The 13091-nt window shown below is 62.8% G+C and carries 18 protein-coding genes; 15 read left to right on the top strand and 3 right to left on the bottom strand.

Annotation, left to right across the window (positions count from 1 at the left end; all coding sequences use genetic code 11):
• Window positions 1-67 precede the first annotated feature (67 nt).
• On the top strand, window positions 68-616 hold the full coding sequence (locus tag ACZ1JM_RS15280; protein ID WP_465133228.1) for a carboxymuconolactone decarboxylase family protein: 549 nt from the start codon (window positions 68-70) through the stop codon (window positions 614-616).
• A 79-nt stretch (window positions 617-695) separates the two neighbouring features.
• Window positions 696-1160 (top strand): nuclear transport factor 2 family protein, encoded by a 465-nt coding sequence (locus ACZ1JM_RS15275; RefSeq protein WP_157220967.1) that lies wholly within the window; start codon window positions 696-698, stop codon window positions 1158-1160.
• Here the strand turns inward: ACZ1JM_RS15275 and ACZ1JM_RS15270 are convergent.
• Window positions 1157-1528, bottom strand: a complete 372-nt coding sequence (locus ACZ1JM_RS15270) for a hypothetical protein (RefSeq protein ID WP_465133227.1) — start codon at window positions 1526-1528, stop codon at window positions 1157-1159. The genes ACZ1JM_RS15275 and ACZ1JM_RS15270 overlap by 4 nt on opposite strands.
• Here ACZ1JM_RS15270 and ACZ1JM_RS15265 point away from each other — a divergent pair.
• The 3 genes from ACZ1JM_RS15265 to ACZ1JM_RS15255 all read left to right on the top strand — a co-directional run bounded on the left by ACZ1JM_RS15265 (window position 1527) and on the right by ACZ1JM_RS15255 (window position 3535).
• Window positions 1527-1712 (top strand): hypothetical protein, encoded by a 186-nt coding sequence (locus tag ACZ1JM_RS15265; RefSeq protein WP_465133226.1) that lies wholly within the window; start codon window positions 1527-1529, stop codon window positions 1710-1712. The two genes, ACZ1JM_RS15270 and ACZ1JM_RS15265, sit on opposite strands and share 2 nt — an antisense overlap.
• Window positions 1713-1737: 25 nt before the next feature.
• Window positions 1738-2628 carry a LysR family transcriptional regulator gene (locus ACZ1JM_RS15260; RefSeq protein WP_465133225.1) on the top strand — a complete coding sequence of 297 codons (891 nt, stop codon included), beginning with the start codon at window positions 1738-1740 and terminating at the stop codon, window positions 2626-2628.
• A 76-nt stretch (window positions 2629-2704) separates the two neighbouring features.
• Complete coding sequence (locus ACZ1JM_RS15255; protein ID WP_465133224.1) at window positions 2705-3535, top strand: oxidoreductase; 831 nt, start codon at window positions 2705-2707, stop codon at window positions 3533-3535.
• Window positions 3536-3559: 24 nt separating this feature from the next.
• Here the strand turns inward: ACZ1JM_RS15255 and ACZ1JM_RS15250 are convergent, their stop codons facing one another.
• The gene (locus tag ACZ1JM_RS15250; RefSeq protein WP_465133223.1) at window positions 3560-4432 is read right to left on the bottom strand and encodes a LysR family transcriptional regulator; all 873 of its coding nucleotides are present in this window, start codon (window positions 4430-4432) and stop codon (window positions 3560-3562) included.
• 163 nt (window positions 4433-4595) lie between these two features.
• On the opposite strand from ACZ1JM_RS15250, the gene ACZ1JM_RS15245 reads away from it, so the two are divergent.
• From ACZ1JM_RS15245 to ACZ1JM_RS15200, 10 genes are all read left to right on the top strand, one after another.
• On the top strand, window positions 4596-5018 hold the full coding sequence (locus ACZ1JM_RS15245) for a DoxX family protein (RefSeq protein WP_465133222.1): 423 nt from the start codon (window positions 4596-4598) through the stop codon (window positions 5016-5018).
• A gap of 218 nt (window positions 5019-5236) precedes the next feature.
• Entirely contained in the window at window positions 5237-5854 is a 618-nt protein-coding gene (locus tag ACZ1JM_RS15240; RefSeq protein ID WP_465133221.1) for an NADPH-dependent FMN reductase, read from the top strand.
• A 71-nt stretch (window positions 5855-5925) separates the two neighbouring features.
• The gene (locus ACZ1JM_RS15235; RefSeq protein ID WP_465133220.1) at window positions 5926-6840 is read left to right on the top strand and encodes a pirin family protein; all 915 of its coding nucleotides are present in this window, start codon (window positions 5926-5928) and stop codon (window positions 6838-6840) included.
• A gap of 110 nt (window positions 6841-6950) precedes the next feature.
• A complete protein-coding gene (locus tag ACZ1JM_RS15230; RefSeq protein WP_465133219.1) occupies window positions 6951-7565 on the top strand; it encodes an NADPH-dependent F420 reductase in 615 nt (204 codons plus the stop codon).
• Window positions 7566-7740: 175 nt separating this feature from the next.
• Window positions 7741-8832, top strand: a complete 1092-nt coding sequence (locus ACZ1JM_RS15225; RefSeq protein WP_465133218.1) for an alkene reductase — start codon at window positions 7741-7743, stop codon at window positions 8830-8832.
• Complete coding sequence (locus tag ACZ1JM_RS15220) at window positions 8829-9179, top strand: putative quinol monooxygenase (RefSeq protein ID WP_465133217.1); 351 nt, start codon at window positions 8829-8831, stop codon at window positions 9177-9179. Before ACZ1JM_RS15225 ends, ACZ1JM_RS15220 begins: the two co-directional genes overlap by 4 nt.
• 337 nt (window positions 9180-9516) lie before the next feature.
• Window positions 9517-10050, top strand: coding sequence for a hypothetical protein (locus ACZ1JM_RS15215; RefSeq protein ID WP_465133216.1), 534 nt, complete (start codon window positions 9517-9519; stop codon window positions 10048-10050).
• On the top strand, window positions 10047-10271 hold the full coding sequence (locus tag ACZ1JM_RS15210; protein WP_465133215.1) for a hypothetical protein: 225 nt from the start codon (window positions 10047-10049) through the stop codon (window positions 10269-10271). The genes ACZ1JM_RS15215 and ACZ1JM_RS15210 overlap by 4 nt, the downstream gene beginning before the upstream one ends.
• 52 nt (window positions 10272-10323) lie before the next feature.
• Complete coding sequence (locus ACZ1JM_RS15205) at window positions 10324-11154, top strand: alpha/beta fold hydrolase (protein WP_465133214.1); 831 nt, start codon at window positions 10324-10326, stop codon at window positions 11152-11154.
• 172 nt (window positions 11155-11326) lie between these two features.
• Window positions 11327-11602 (top strand): helix-turn-helix transcriptional regulator, encoded by a 276-nt coding sequence (locus ACZ1JM_RS15200; RefSeq protein WP_465133213.1) that lies wholly within the window; start codon window positions 11327-11329, stop codon window positions 11600-11602.
• Here ACZ1JM_RS15200 and ACZ1JM_RS15195 read toward each other — a convergent pair.
• Complete coding sequence (locus ACZ1JM_RS15195; protein ID WP_465133212.1) at window positions 11592-12881, bottom strand: tyrosine-type recombinase/integrase; 1290 nt, start codon at window positions 12879-12881, stop codon at window positions 11592-11594. The genes ACZ1JM_RS15200 and ACZ1JM_RS15195 overlap by 11 nt on opposite strands.
• Window positions 12882-13091: the final 210 nt, after the last annotated feature.

Genomic DNA, 13091 nt, shown 5'->3' with positions numbered 1-13091 from the left:
GCCCCGTGACCCGCCATCTTCCTCTCATCAGGCTTGCACGGTGCAAGCCCACAAGGAGTTGAATACCATGTCCGTAATCCCCACCCCCGCCACGATCGACGACGCTCCCGAGGCATCGCGCCCGATCCTCGAAGCTATCCAGAAGCAGCTCGGCACCGTGCCCAATATCTTCCGGCTCGTCTCCACAAGCCCGGTCGCGCTCAATGCCCTCGCCGGGCTCCAGGGGGCACTAGGGAAGGGCAAGCTGTCCGTCGCGACGCGCGAGCGTCTGGCGCTGACGATGGCGCAAGCGAATGGCTGCGATTATTGCCTGTCGGCCCACACCTACACCGGCGCGCGCTTCGCCAAGCTCGACGACGCCGAAATCGCTGCCGCCCGTGCCGGCACATCGAGCGATCCCAAGGCCGCCGTAGCCGTCGCCTTTGCCCAGGCGCTCACCGCTGCACGCGGTTCGGTCGCCCCGGCCGAGGTCGAGAAGGTCCGTGCCGCCGGCTACTCCGACGCCGAAATTCTCGAAATCATCGCGCATGTCGCGCTCAACACCTTCACCAACTACGTCAACGAGGCGCTTGGCACCGAGATCGACTTCCCCCGGGTCGATCGCCTGGCAGCCTGACGTAGCGGCGGGCGGCCAACAGCCCCTCCCCGGCCGCCCGCCCACCCCTTTCCTCGCCATCACGTCACAGGAGATCCGCATGAGCCGTCCGCCCCTTCCCCCCTTCACCCGTGAGAGCGCAATCGAGAAGGTGCGCCTGGCCGAGGATGGCTGGAACAGCCGCGATCCGGCCAAGGTCGCGCTCGCCTACACCGTCGATACGCGCTGGCGTAACCGTGCGGAGTTTGCGACCAACCGCGAGGAAGCGCAGGCGTTTCTTACCCGCAAGTGGAACAAGGAGCTGGAATACCGGCTCATCAAGGAGCTGTGGGCCTTCACCGGCAATCGGATCGCTGTCCGCTATGCCTATGAGTATCGCGACGACAGCGGCCAGTGGTTCCGTGCGTATGGCAACGAGAATTGGGAGTTCGCCGAAGACGGCCTGATGGCGCACCGCCACGCCAGCATCAACGAGCATCCGATCCGCGAGGAAGATCGCAAGTTCCGCTGGCCGCTCGGCCGGCGCCCCGACGACCATCCCGGTCTCAGCGATTTCGGCTTTTAGCCGGCCGCGCCATCGGGCGCACCAACCCCGAGGATTTGACCATGCAAATCTCTAAGCTCGACCCGCGAACGCGCCTGTCGATCGAGATGGCCCTGGTAGGGGATCGGGGCGCTCCCGCCCTGATCCGCCAGCAGGACGACGCGGCCGCACGGATCGGCATGTGCGGGGCGGAGATCGACGCCGCGCGCGCCGGGCGGAGCTTCGATGTGCGCGGTGCCAGAGCCCTTGAGCTGGCCCTTGCCGTCCAGAGCAACGACTACCGCGACGTCCGAGCACGCGCGATCCGTGCCGGCTTCGATGACGAGGCTTGTCGGGAAATAGAAGGCATCGCGGCAGCTCATGCTTCCGATAGGAAGGCGAACGGTCATGGCTAGTGCTGCGATGACGCTCCCGCCCCAATCGGCTCCGTTCCCTTTACTGCGGTCCATTCCGCCTACCTTTGCAGGACTGCTCGACAGGCTGCGGTTGAACGGTCAGGATTCCGATTATTACGGTCACATTCTGCGGGAAGGACTGGCCGATGATGCGGCGACCCTGATGCGGATGATCTGAGATACAGTGCGAGAAGAGGTTACGGATGGATCGATGGCAGGCGATGCGGATCTTCGCGAAGGTCGCAGAAACGGAGAGCTTCGCTGAAACGGCGCGTCTCATGCACATGAGCGCGCCGGCCGTGACCCGCGCCGTGGCATCGCTCGAGGAGCTGATCGGCGCACGCCTGTTCGTCCGCACCACCCGATCGGTAAAGATGACCGAGGCTGGCACACGCTACTTCGACGACTGCCGGCGTATCCTCGCCGATATTGCCGAGGCCGAGGCCGCCGCAGGCGGTTCCTATGCGACGCCCGCAGGCACGCTCGCCGTCACCGCGTCGGCGATGTTCGGCCAAATGTATGTGCTCCCGGTCATGACTGAATATCTCGATACCTATCCCACGATGAGCGGCAGGACGTTTTTCGTCGACCGCCCCGTCAACATCGTTGAGGAAGGGGTCGATGTGGCGGTCCGCATCGGGCACCTACCGGATTCCGGCTTCACTGCGATCAAGGTCGGTTCGGTGCGACGGGTGATCTGCGGCTCGCCCGCCTATTTCGAGAAACATGGGGTCCCTTCCACGCCCGCAGACCTGAAAGGTCACCGCGTTGCAGCCTCAACCAGCGCTTGGGCGTCGCCCGAATGGCGATTTGCAGGCGACCAGCGGGTGACGATCGACGCGACCCTTCAATGCAACACCAACGAGGCCGCGATCGCCACTGCGACTGAAGGCTGGGGGCTGACTCGGGTCGTTCATTATCAAATCGGCCCGGCGCTCATCGCTGGCGATCTTCAGATCGTTTTGGCGGACTTTGAGGAGCCTCCGCTCCCCATCCATGTCCTCTACCCGGAAGGTCGTCACGCCCCAGCCAAGGTTCGCGCGTTCGTCGATCTGGCTGTCTCCCGGCTGCGCGAAAACCGGCTGCTGAATTAGCGCAGCGCCGCGCCGCCTACATTCGAAACCAATAGCGTCCGACCCGCGTGGGACGGCGCCTACCTTAGGATTGTCTATGCGTAAGAACACCTGGCTCATCACAGGCAGCTCACGGGGCTTCGGCCGCGCGCTGGCCGAAACCGTGCTGGACGCCGGCCACAACCTTGTCGCGACCACGCGAGATCCGGCATCGCTGCAGGGAATCGGCGAAGGCCGCCCCGGCGCCCTCGTGACCGTCCCTCTCGACGTAACGGATGAGGCTCAGGCGGAAGCTGCCATTGCCTTGGCCGTCGATCAGTTCGGCGGACTCGATATCCTGGTCAACAACGCCGGCTATGGCGATGTCGGGTCGGTCGAAGACACACCGCTCCGCGCGTTTCGTCAGCAGATCGAGACCAATCTGTTCGGCACGATCATCGTGACCAAGGCCGCCATACCGGTGATGCGCAAGCAGGCCCGGGGCCACATCATCCAATTCTCGTCGGTCGGCGGCCGACTTGGCGCACCTGGTCGTGCGCCATATTCCGCCGCGAAATGGGGCGTGGAGGGCTTCTCTGAAGCGCTCGCGAAAGAGATGGCGCTGATCGGCGTGCGCGTGACGATCGTCGAGCCAGGCGGGTTTCGCACGGACTTTGCCGGGGCGTCGACGCGGATCGACGAAGGCCGCCCGGAGTATGACGCCGTTGTCGGCAATACGGCCCGTATGCAGCGAGCCTATGACGGCAAGCAGCCGGGCGACCCCCGCAAGGGCGCTGCCGCGATCATGAAGTTGGCTGCGATGGACGAACCGCCCCTACGATTGCCGCTCGGAACGGACGCTGTAGGCGCGATCGAGGCATCTGACCGCGCTAGGCTCGCCGAATTGGCGAAATGGCTTGATTTGAGCAGCTCGACCGACTTTGATTGAGAAGGCCGGGCTCGCGGCGTCCGCTCAGCAACGGACGCCGGAAAACTTCTCCGTCAGGAGATCGATCAGTACCCGAACCTTCCGAGGTACGTGCTGGCTTGGCGGCCGCACGACGAATATGCCGACGTCGGGCAGCGTGAATCCCGTCATGATGGGTACGAGCTTGCCCGCGTCGACATAAGGACCGGCGATCATCTCACCCATCGCCATGACACCGAGGCCGGCTGCAGCCGCTTCGGCGAGGACATACGCGTTGTCCGCCTTAAAGCGTCCCTGCGGATGCACCGTAAAACTCTGGTCGCCATCGCTGAACACCCAACTGGCGGTGCCGGCCGTTACAGCCGAGTGCTTCAAAATATCGCCGGGATATTCGGGCGCGCCATGCTCCGCGATATATTCAGGGCTCGCATAGAGCCGCATCGGCAGCGAGCCGATCTTGCGGGCGATGAGATTGGAATCCGGCATGTAGCCGACGCGGATCGCGCAATCGAAGCCTTCGGCAGCGAGGTCGACATATTGGTCAGAGAAACGGGTGTGAACATTGAGCGCAGGATGCCTGCGCGCAAAGTCGGCCAGGGCCGGCGCGAAGAACGTGCCGACGGACGCCGGCCCCGCGATCCGGAGCAAGCCTCGGATGTCGCCGTTGGGCGACATTTCCTCGCGCGCCGCGTCGATCTTGGAGCAGATGTCCGCCGCCTGATCGCGGAACGCGATACCCGCTTCGGTCAGGACCGCGCCGCGCGTCGTGCGGGCGAGAAGCTCGGCACCCAACTCCTGTTCTAGCCGTAGCAGCCGACGGCTCACGATGGATTTTGCCAGCCCGAGCCGGCGCGCCGCGGAGTTGATCCCGCCGGCGTCGGCTACCTCGACGAACATCCTTAGATCCTCAATTTCCACGCCCTACTCCCCGCCGGCGGTAACGGTACACTTTCCATCGCCGGGTGTTCCTTAATCCGCGACACCGGGTAGCATCTTCGATGTCTAGTGGCGAGCGCTGGATTGGATCATTTCCAACCCAAGCGGATGGCCCGTCATCCTGCTGCAACACTGGAGATGTCCCATGAATAACGCTCGTTACGCCCCGTTCGCCGGTCGGCTTCTGATCGGTCTTCCGTTCATTCTATTTGGTCTCGGCAAGGCCACGACCTACGGCGCGACTGTCGCCATGATAAAAGCGGTCGGCCTGCCTCTTCCGCCACTTTCGTTTCTCGGCGCGGTGACGCTCGAAATCGTCGGTGGTGCTCTGCTGGTCGCCGGCTACAAAGTTCGCCCGGTCGCCTCCCTGCTCGCCGTCTTCTCGATGGTCACGGCCTTCTATTTCCACAGCAATCTCGCCGACCAGAACACCTTCGTCCACTTCTTCAAGAACGTGATGATGACGGGTGGCCTGCTCCAGATCGCCGGTTTCGGCGCCGGCGCGTACAGCTTGGACGAGTATCTGAGCAACCGCCGCATTCCCACCGGCCGGCTCGCCACCGCCTAGTAATTAGCTCCCCCGAACGGCGCTTCAAGCCGGGCACACCAAACGGTGCGCCCGGCTTTGCTTCGTTCAGACGCCCGCCACCGCAACGAAGTGTTCCTCGAAATGCGACCCCGCAGAACAATCTGGCTGGCTAGTGGAGGCCCTTTGGCTGCGCCAGATTGGCTTCAGCAAGACTGAGATTGCCCCGGCACTCTCCCCACGAAGCGAAGGAAAATCCTATGTCGACCACCGCCAAGCCCAAGATCGCCCTCATCATCGGTTCGACGCGCGCCGCGCGCTTCGCCGACGTGCCCGCCCAATGGATGCTCAAGCAGGCTCAGGACCGCGAGGATCTGGACGTGGAGCTGCTCGACCTGCGCGACTTCAACCTGCCTTTCTTCGACGAGGTTGCGTCGAGCGCTTGGGTCCCGAGCCAGAGCCAGCAAGCGGTCCGTTGGCAGGAGACGCTTGCTCGCTTCGATGGCTTCATCTTCGTCGTCGCCGAATATAACCACTCGCTCACCGGCGCGCTCAAGAACGCGCTCGACCACGCCTACAAGGAGTGGAGCCACAAGCCCTTCACTGCGATCGGCTATGGCGGTGTCGGCGCTGCCCGCGCCATCGAGCATCTGCGCCTGATCGGCATCGAGATGCACATGGTCTCGACCCATGCGGCCGTCCACATCGGCGGCCGCGACTTCTTCACGATCTTCCCGGCCGCCGGCAATCAGCCGATCGAGACGATCGAACAGAATCTGATCCCGTCCGCGACGACCGCGCTCGACGAGCTGGTCTGGTGGTCCAAGGCCCTCATGGCGGCACGCGCCGAGACGGCCGCCCGTAGCGAAGTGGCCTAACCGCCCCATCGCGATCCTCACCGCAACATCGTGACGGGTAGCCGACAGCGGCTCCCCGAAGGAGAAAACTTGTGTCCACCATCAGCATCACCCGCGCCGCAAAGAGCACCGCCACCCCCGCCGCCGCTGGCCGCGATGTCATCTACCGCACCCGTGGCCGGGGCCACGGCGAGGTGTTCCGCCTCATGAGCCCGAGCGATCTCGGCGAACAGCTCAAGCCGTTCGTCTTCCTCGACAGCTTCGGCGGCGTCATGAGCGAATTTGCGGCCGCAGGCGGGATGCACCCGCACTCCGGGATTGGCACCGTCACCGTCTTCACGCGCGGCGACGTGCATTTCGACGATCCCGAGGCCGGCTCGGGCTATATCGGCTATGGCGGCGTTGAATGGATGCGCGCTGGCGGCGGCGTGTGGCACGGCAAGGAACTGTCGTCCGGCAAGTCCGACAGCATCCACGGCTTCCAGCTCTGGTTGTCGCTGCCGGCCGAGCTGGAGCTTGCTTCGGTTGACAGTCAATATGTCGAGGCGTCCGACATGCACCAGGTCGGGCCGGCCTATGTCATCGTCGGCACGCATGGCGGCGTCACCAGCCCCGTCAGGGCTCCGGCAGGCGTCAACTACCTGCTCGTCACCCTCGCACCCGGCCAGCGCTGGGACTACACCCCGCCCGCTCGCCACACCGTCGGCTGGCTCGCGCTGTCCAAGGGCAGCCTTACCGGCCCCGCTTCGGCCTCCAACGGCGAGTTGCTCATCTTCTCCGAAGACGATGGCACGATCGCGCTCCATGGCGGTCCGGACGGCGCGACCTTCGTGCTCGGCTCGGCCATTCCCTCCCCCCACGACCTGCACCTTGGATATTACTCGGTCCACGCATCGGCCGAAGGGCTGGTGACGGGCGAGCGCAACATTCAGATGCTTAAGGAACAGCTTTTCTCGCTCGGCAATCGCCAGCGCTCGTCCGGCTCGACCCCGATCTATCGCGGCTGAACCCAACGACCTCCCCGTCGCTAGGTTTCCCCCGACTCAGCCACACCCGCAGCCAGGGCCCGCCCCCGGTCCTGGCTGCCCCCCTGTCGCAAATGAATTGGAGACGACACATGCCTTCCATCGGAATCATTGGCACCGGAATGATCGGCGGCGCCATCGCTAAGCGGCTCGGCGCCAAGGGTATCGCCGCAACCATCGCCAACAGCCGTGGCCCGGAAACACTCACCGAGCTGGTCGAGAAAGCTGGTCCGTCCATCACTGCCGGCACCCGTGAGGAAGCGGCCGCCAAGGACATCGTATTCGTGTCTGTGAACTGGCCCAAGGTGCAGGGCGCGCTTGCCGGGCTCGACTGGAACGGCCGCATCCTGATCGACACCAACAACAACATGCAAAAGCCGCCGCTGCCGCCGATCGACATCGCCGGCCGGGCATCTACTTCGATTGTCCAAGAGTGGGCACCCGGCGCCCGCGTGGTAAAGGCGTTCAACCACCATTATTTCATGAATCTGGAGAAGGCCCCCGATGCCGATGGCGGACGGCGGGTGCTCTTCTACGCAGGCGATGACGAGGGCGCGAAGGCAGAGGTAGCGGATCTGATCGATCAGCTCGGTTTCTTCGGTCTCGACCTGGGCGATGTCGAGCATGGCAGCCGCCTGTTTCAGTCCCCCGGCGGTCCGCTCATCGCCCATGATCTCGTGAAGATCGACGGCGCTCTACCCTTCTGAAGGAGCCCGCGCAGACGGCTAGGTCATCTGCGCGGGCTTCTGGCCCTTCGGGTCGCACCCAGGGCCGGTGTGCCGTGATCGTAGCTGCGGCGCGGCACACCCAGACCCCTCCCTCCCTTGGAGGAGACGCTGAGCCTTTGGTTCACTCACGACAACAGCATGACGGAGCCGCCCAATGACCGATATCCATTCACCCTTTACGCTCGGGAAGATCGAGCTGCAGAACCGCTTCGTGATGGCGCCGATGACCCGCGCTCGTGCGAACGAAGACGGCACGCCCGGCCCGCTGGCGGCCGAATATTACGGGCAGCGGGCAAGCGTCGGCCTTACCATCACCGAGGGAACGCAACCGTCCGACGATGGGCAGGGCTACCCCCTGACGCCTGGCATCTACACCGATGCCCATGTCGCTGGCTGGCGCGAGGTCAATGACGCGATCCACGCGAAGGGCGGTCACGTCTTTTACCAGCTCATGCACGCGGGCCGCATGTCGCATCCCGACAACACGCCGCACCATCGGCAGGGCGTCGCCCCGTCCGCGATCGCGCCGAGTGAGCAGATCTACACGTTGGACGGCATGAAAGACATCCCGGTCCCTCGCGCCCTCACTACCGATGAGGTGGCAGCGACGGTCAAGGATTATGCCTATTCGGCGCGCAAGGCGATCGAGTCCGGCGCCGATGGCGTCGAGATCCACGGCATCGCCTATCTGGTCCACCAGTTCCTTGCGGCGAGTGCAAACCAGCGCACCGACCGATATGGCGGATCGATCGAGAACCGCGCCCGCTTCGCGATCGAGGTCGCGCAGGCGATCATCACCGAAATCGGCCCCGAGCGGACCGGCATCCGGCTCTCGCCGGGTTTCACCGGCTTTGGCCTCGACGTGGGCCCGGAAGGCCCGGACCTGTTCCGCTATCTGGTCGGCGAGCTGGACAAGCTCGGCCTCGGATACATTCACATCAACCATCACGGCGAAGATGACATCCTGCACGACTTCCGCAGGATCTGGCATCAGGCGATCATTCTCAACCGCTCTGCGCGGCCCCGCGAGGACATCGGGAAGGATATCGCCTCAGGGCTCGCCGACCTTGAATCCTATGGCGCACACATCCTCGCTAACCCGGATTTCATCGAACGGATAGTGTTGGATGCGCCGCTTAACACGGCCGACCATAAAGTCTTTTTCGGACATCAGCCGGAGGGGCCAGAAGCGGGATATACCGACTTCCCGACCCTGAAGGAGAGCCAGGAAGGAGTTCAGGCATGAACCGCTTCCAGGCCGTGGTTCGCTTTGCCATTCACCCCGGCAAAGGCGACGCGTTCAAGGGCATCGCCGAGGACATGATCCGGCTGACGCGCGAGAAGGATACGAACACCGTCCGCCTCGACATCTTCGTGAACGACGATGGATCCGAGGCGGTTTTCTACGAGGAGTTCACCAGCGCGGAAGGACGACTCGAGCATCTCCACAACATGGGCGACAATGTTGCCGCGATGCTCGCGATCGGCGACATGCGGGCCGATGTGTGGACCCACGCCGATCCGGCGCTGCGCGCGTCTGTCGAGGGTTATGACGTGACCTTCTACACGCCCTTCCTCCGCATGGCGGAATAACGCCCAACTAGGCGGTCGGCGGTTCCGCGCGCGCTCCTGCGAGCCGCACGTCCCCGACCGCTTTTTCCTGTTAATGATCGCCACCTTCAGGCGCCTGCCGATCTACCAGCGACGTACCCGACGCCGGCAATGTCTCGGCATCGGGTCCGTCGTCGTTCGTTTTGCCTTCAGCGCCAGTACGAGCCCTCGATCGGCAATGTAGGCTCGCTGGGTGTTCCATTTTCAGAGACACCGGAACGCAATCTCGCTGTCTAGTGGCCTCCCCGAGCCTGCGCCAAATTCCTTTCAACAAGAACGAGATCGCCCCTCGCGATCAGGTTCGCGAAGGAGGCCGACTGTGGCGTATCTAGATTTGGAATATGGCTTGGGCGCCACCATCGCGCCGACCCGTGCAACGCCGGCGGAGCTGGCGCAGCTTGAAAAACAAGTCGTGTTCCTATCCCGCAACGAAAAGCTAAGCTCGGTGCGGCCGAAACGGAAGCTGGATCCGATACTCCACAAGATGTTCGGTATTGAACCCGTGCGGGGACTAGCGAATGAGCGCCTTGAAGCTCTCCGGCGTTATGCAGTGCTTCGCCGCATTCACGGCGACGGCATGAACATCCTGGAGCACGATCGAGCGCTTGCGGCCGATCTTGCCGCTTCCACACTCGCGAGGGTTCGCGAACTTGTCGATCCATGGCGGACGAAGACGGATGGCCGTAAGGGCATCCGCCAGCTTTTCGCGATCAACTTACTATTCGCGGTCGGCCTGTTGCTTTTTCCGATGGTCGCGGACGCAACCGGCGACGGCATGATCGCGGTGATCTTGCTTGGGGTCGCTCTTGTCGGCGCTTTACCGGTGTTGCTGAGCACGGAACGTCGGCCATGAGCGCTTTGGCCTTTCCCCTTACCGCATCGCCGGTCTGGTCGTCGCGCCCGCTCTCGACCGTGGCCCAGCGTATGCGCAGGCTTGGTCCGCTCGCGATCGCCGTCGCGCCGCACTTGCTCCGCATGACGCCTGAAGAGTTTCGGATGATCCTCACCGGCGTTCAGGCGAGTGCCGTCGCGGCGCACCGTGCCTTCCAGTTCATTGTGGCGCGACAGGCCTGACCCTGCCGAGCTGCCCCATCTTCAACATCCCAGAAGCCGAAGGAATAGACCCATGAACACGATCACCGTCGCCGATGGCACCGTCATCTTTTACAAGGATTGGGGGCCGCGCGACGCCCAGCCTATCGTCTTCCACCATGGCTGGCCGCTCAGCTCGGACGAGTGGGACGCTCAGATGCTATTCTTCCTCGAGAAGGGATTCCGCGTCATCGCGCACGACCGCAGAGGCCATGGTCGCTCGTCGCAGACCGATCTCGGCGCCAATATGGACACCTATGCCGCGGACGTTGCCGCTCTGACCGATCATCTCGATCTCAAGGATGCGATCCATATCCGTCACTCGACTGGCGGCGGTGAAACCGCGCGATATGTGGCACGGGCGAAGCCGGGCCGGGTCGCAAAGGCGATCATCGTGGCAGCGATCCCGCCGGTGATGTTGCAATCGGAGGCCAACCCCGGCGGTCTGCCGATCGGCGTATTCGATGGCTTCCGCCGCGCGCTCGCCGCCAACCGCGCACAGTTCTACCTCGATGTGGCGAGCGGGCCCTTCTACGGCTTCAATCGTCCCGGCGCGAACAAGGTCGAGGCGATTGTTCGCAACTGGTGGCGCCAGGGCATGGAGGGTGCGGCCAAGCAGCACTACGACTGTATCGCGGTCTTCTCCGAGACCGATTTCACCGAAGATCTGAAGCGGATCGAGGCGCCGGTTCTCGTCATGCATGGCGATGACGATCGGGTGGTACCGATCGCGGACGCGGCAGAGCTTTCGGTAAAGTTGCTCAGCCATGGCGAGCTGAAGGTGTATCCGGGCTATCCGCACGGTATGCTCACCATCCACGCCGCCGAACTGAACGCGGATATGTTGGCTTACATAAAACGCTGAGCCTCGACGAGGAACATGGAGCGCGAAGCCATATCGCGCTCCATGGCATGACTCGAGCAGCCGCCTATTTGCCGCCGAATATGCGAAATTGCCGCCCCATCATGGTCAGGGGGTTCCGTCCCGGCCATCTATCGCCTTCTGTCGCCACGTGTCACGAAACGTGGAGGTTTGAATGGGCATGAACACTGCCGCTGCCGTGTCGCGGCGGACAATTCGTCGGCAGCAGCTTCGCGAAATCGTACCTCTGGCCGACAGCACCATTTTCGAGATGGAGCAGCGCGGTGAGTTCCCTCAGCGCTTCTATCTCACTTCTCGATGCGTGGTCTGGGATCTCGGCGAGGTAGAGCAATGGCTTGACACGCGACGCGCAGCATCCCGCGCCAAGGCCATCAAACTCGCGCCGACACCTGATGTTCGCTTGCGTCGCGCGAAGCCCGTCAAACAGTAGGATCGAGTTCGAGCATGCCCATCGCCTTGGGCATGAGCGTGGGGGTGTACTTCTGGCCCGCTATCCACGCTTCGATAAGGTTCGACCATTCCTGCATCATATGGCGGCGCTGATGCTCGTACTCCGCCTTGTTATAGACGCCGCGAGATGACCGGCCATCCTCATGCGCCAGGCACTTCTCGATCCAGTCGCGGTTGAATCCCAGCTCATTGAGGAGCGTGAACCCCGTGCGTCGTAAGTCGTGCACGGTAAACGGATCGAGCGGAAGCCCCTCGCTCTTCGCCCTCTCAACGACCGAATACGTCACGCGGTTAAAAGTTGCGCGCGACATCGGCGCGTCGGCGTCGTACCGCGACGGCAGCAGGTACTTTGAGTTCCCGGCGCAGGTCTTCAACGCGACCATGATGTCGAGCACCTGGGTCGACAGATAGACGTTGTGGGCCTTGGACCGCTTCATGCGTTCCTTCGGGATCGTCCATACGGCGTTTTCGAAATCGACCTCATCCCAGACCGCATCCTGCAACTCACTCTTGCGGACCATCGTCATCAAAAACAGCCGCATGCCTAGCCGGATCGTCGGCAGCGTCGGAACGTGCTCTAATTGCTTGAGCATCACGCGGATCTCACTCGGCGACAGCGAGCGATCCTTCGGAACGAAGGTTGCGATCGAAGCTGGACCCACCTCGTCAGCGGGGTTCGCGACCTTTTCACCGTGCAGAATCGCAAATCCGTAAATCTGCTTCAGGATGTCTCGAACGTGGATAGCCGTAGCGGGGGCGCCTCGATCGACGATCTTGCCGCAGTGAGCGCGCAGGTCGTTCGGGCTGATCTCAGTCAGCAGGCGGTTGCGCCATACAGGGAGCAGTTCCCGCTCCCAGATCGAACGGCGCATGGCTCTAGTGCTATCAGCCATGGGAGCCGCCGTGAGCCACTTTTCGCCAAACTCGCCAAAGCTCTTGGCTTCCTTGATGCGTCGCTTCTCTCGTTGCTTCTCGATCGCAGGGGACTGGCCCTCAGCAACAAGGCGTCGAGCATCTATGCATTTCTCGCGCGCCCTTGCCAATGAAAGCCCATCTGGGCCGTACTTCCCGAGAGTAAGAGTCTCGCGCCTCCCGTTTAATCGGTAGTCTAAGCGGAAGGAGATTCCGCCCTTTACAGTCACTAGGACGTACATCCCATCCCTGTCCGTCACCTTGTACGGCTTTTCTTTTGGTTTGAGCGATCGAATAGCAGTGTCTGTGAGCACGAGGGCCTCCGAGCAAAAAATACCGTCAGGCATATTTCAGAGGTCGCCGAGGGTCATTCCATAAACATTACAAATGCTTACGGCGAAAAAAGTACCGTCACGACCTCAATTGCCGTGACGGTATTTGCGAAAATCGCGTTGTGCAATACTTCCACCTACCGTCATCCAGTCTGCAAACCGGAACGCTTGCCCAGTGATCGACCGCGATAGATGGTGATAGGAAATTATTTAATTTTCAGAGGG

It is taken from the genome of Novosphingobium sp. BL-S-24 (assembly GCF_055521575.1).
Note: the sequence above shows the minus strand (reverse complement) of the source record. Positions and strands in the feature narration are given on the sequence as shown.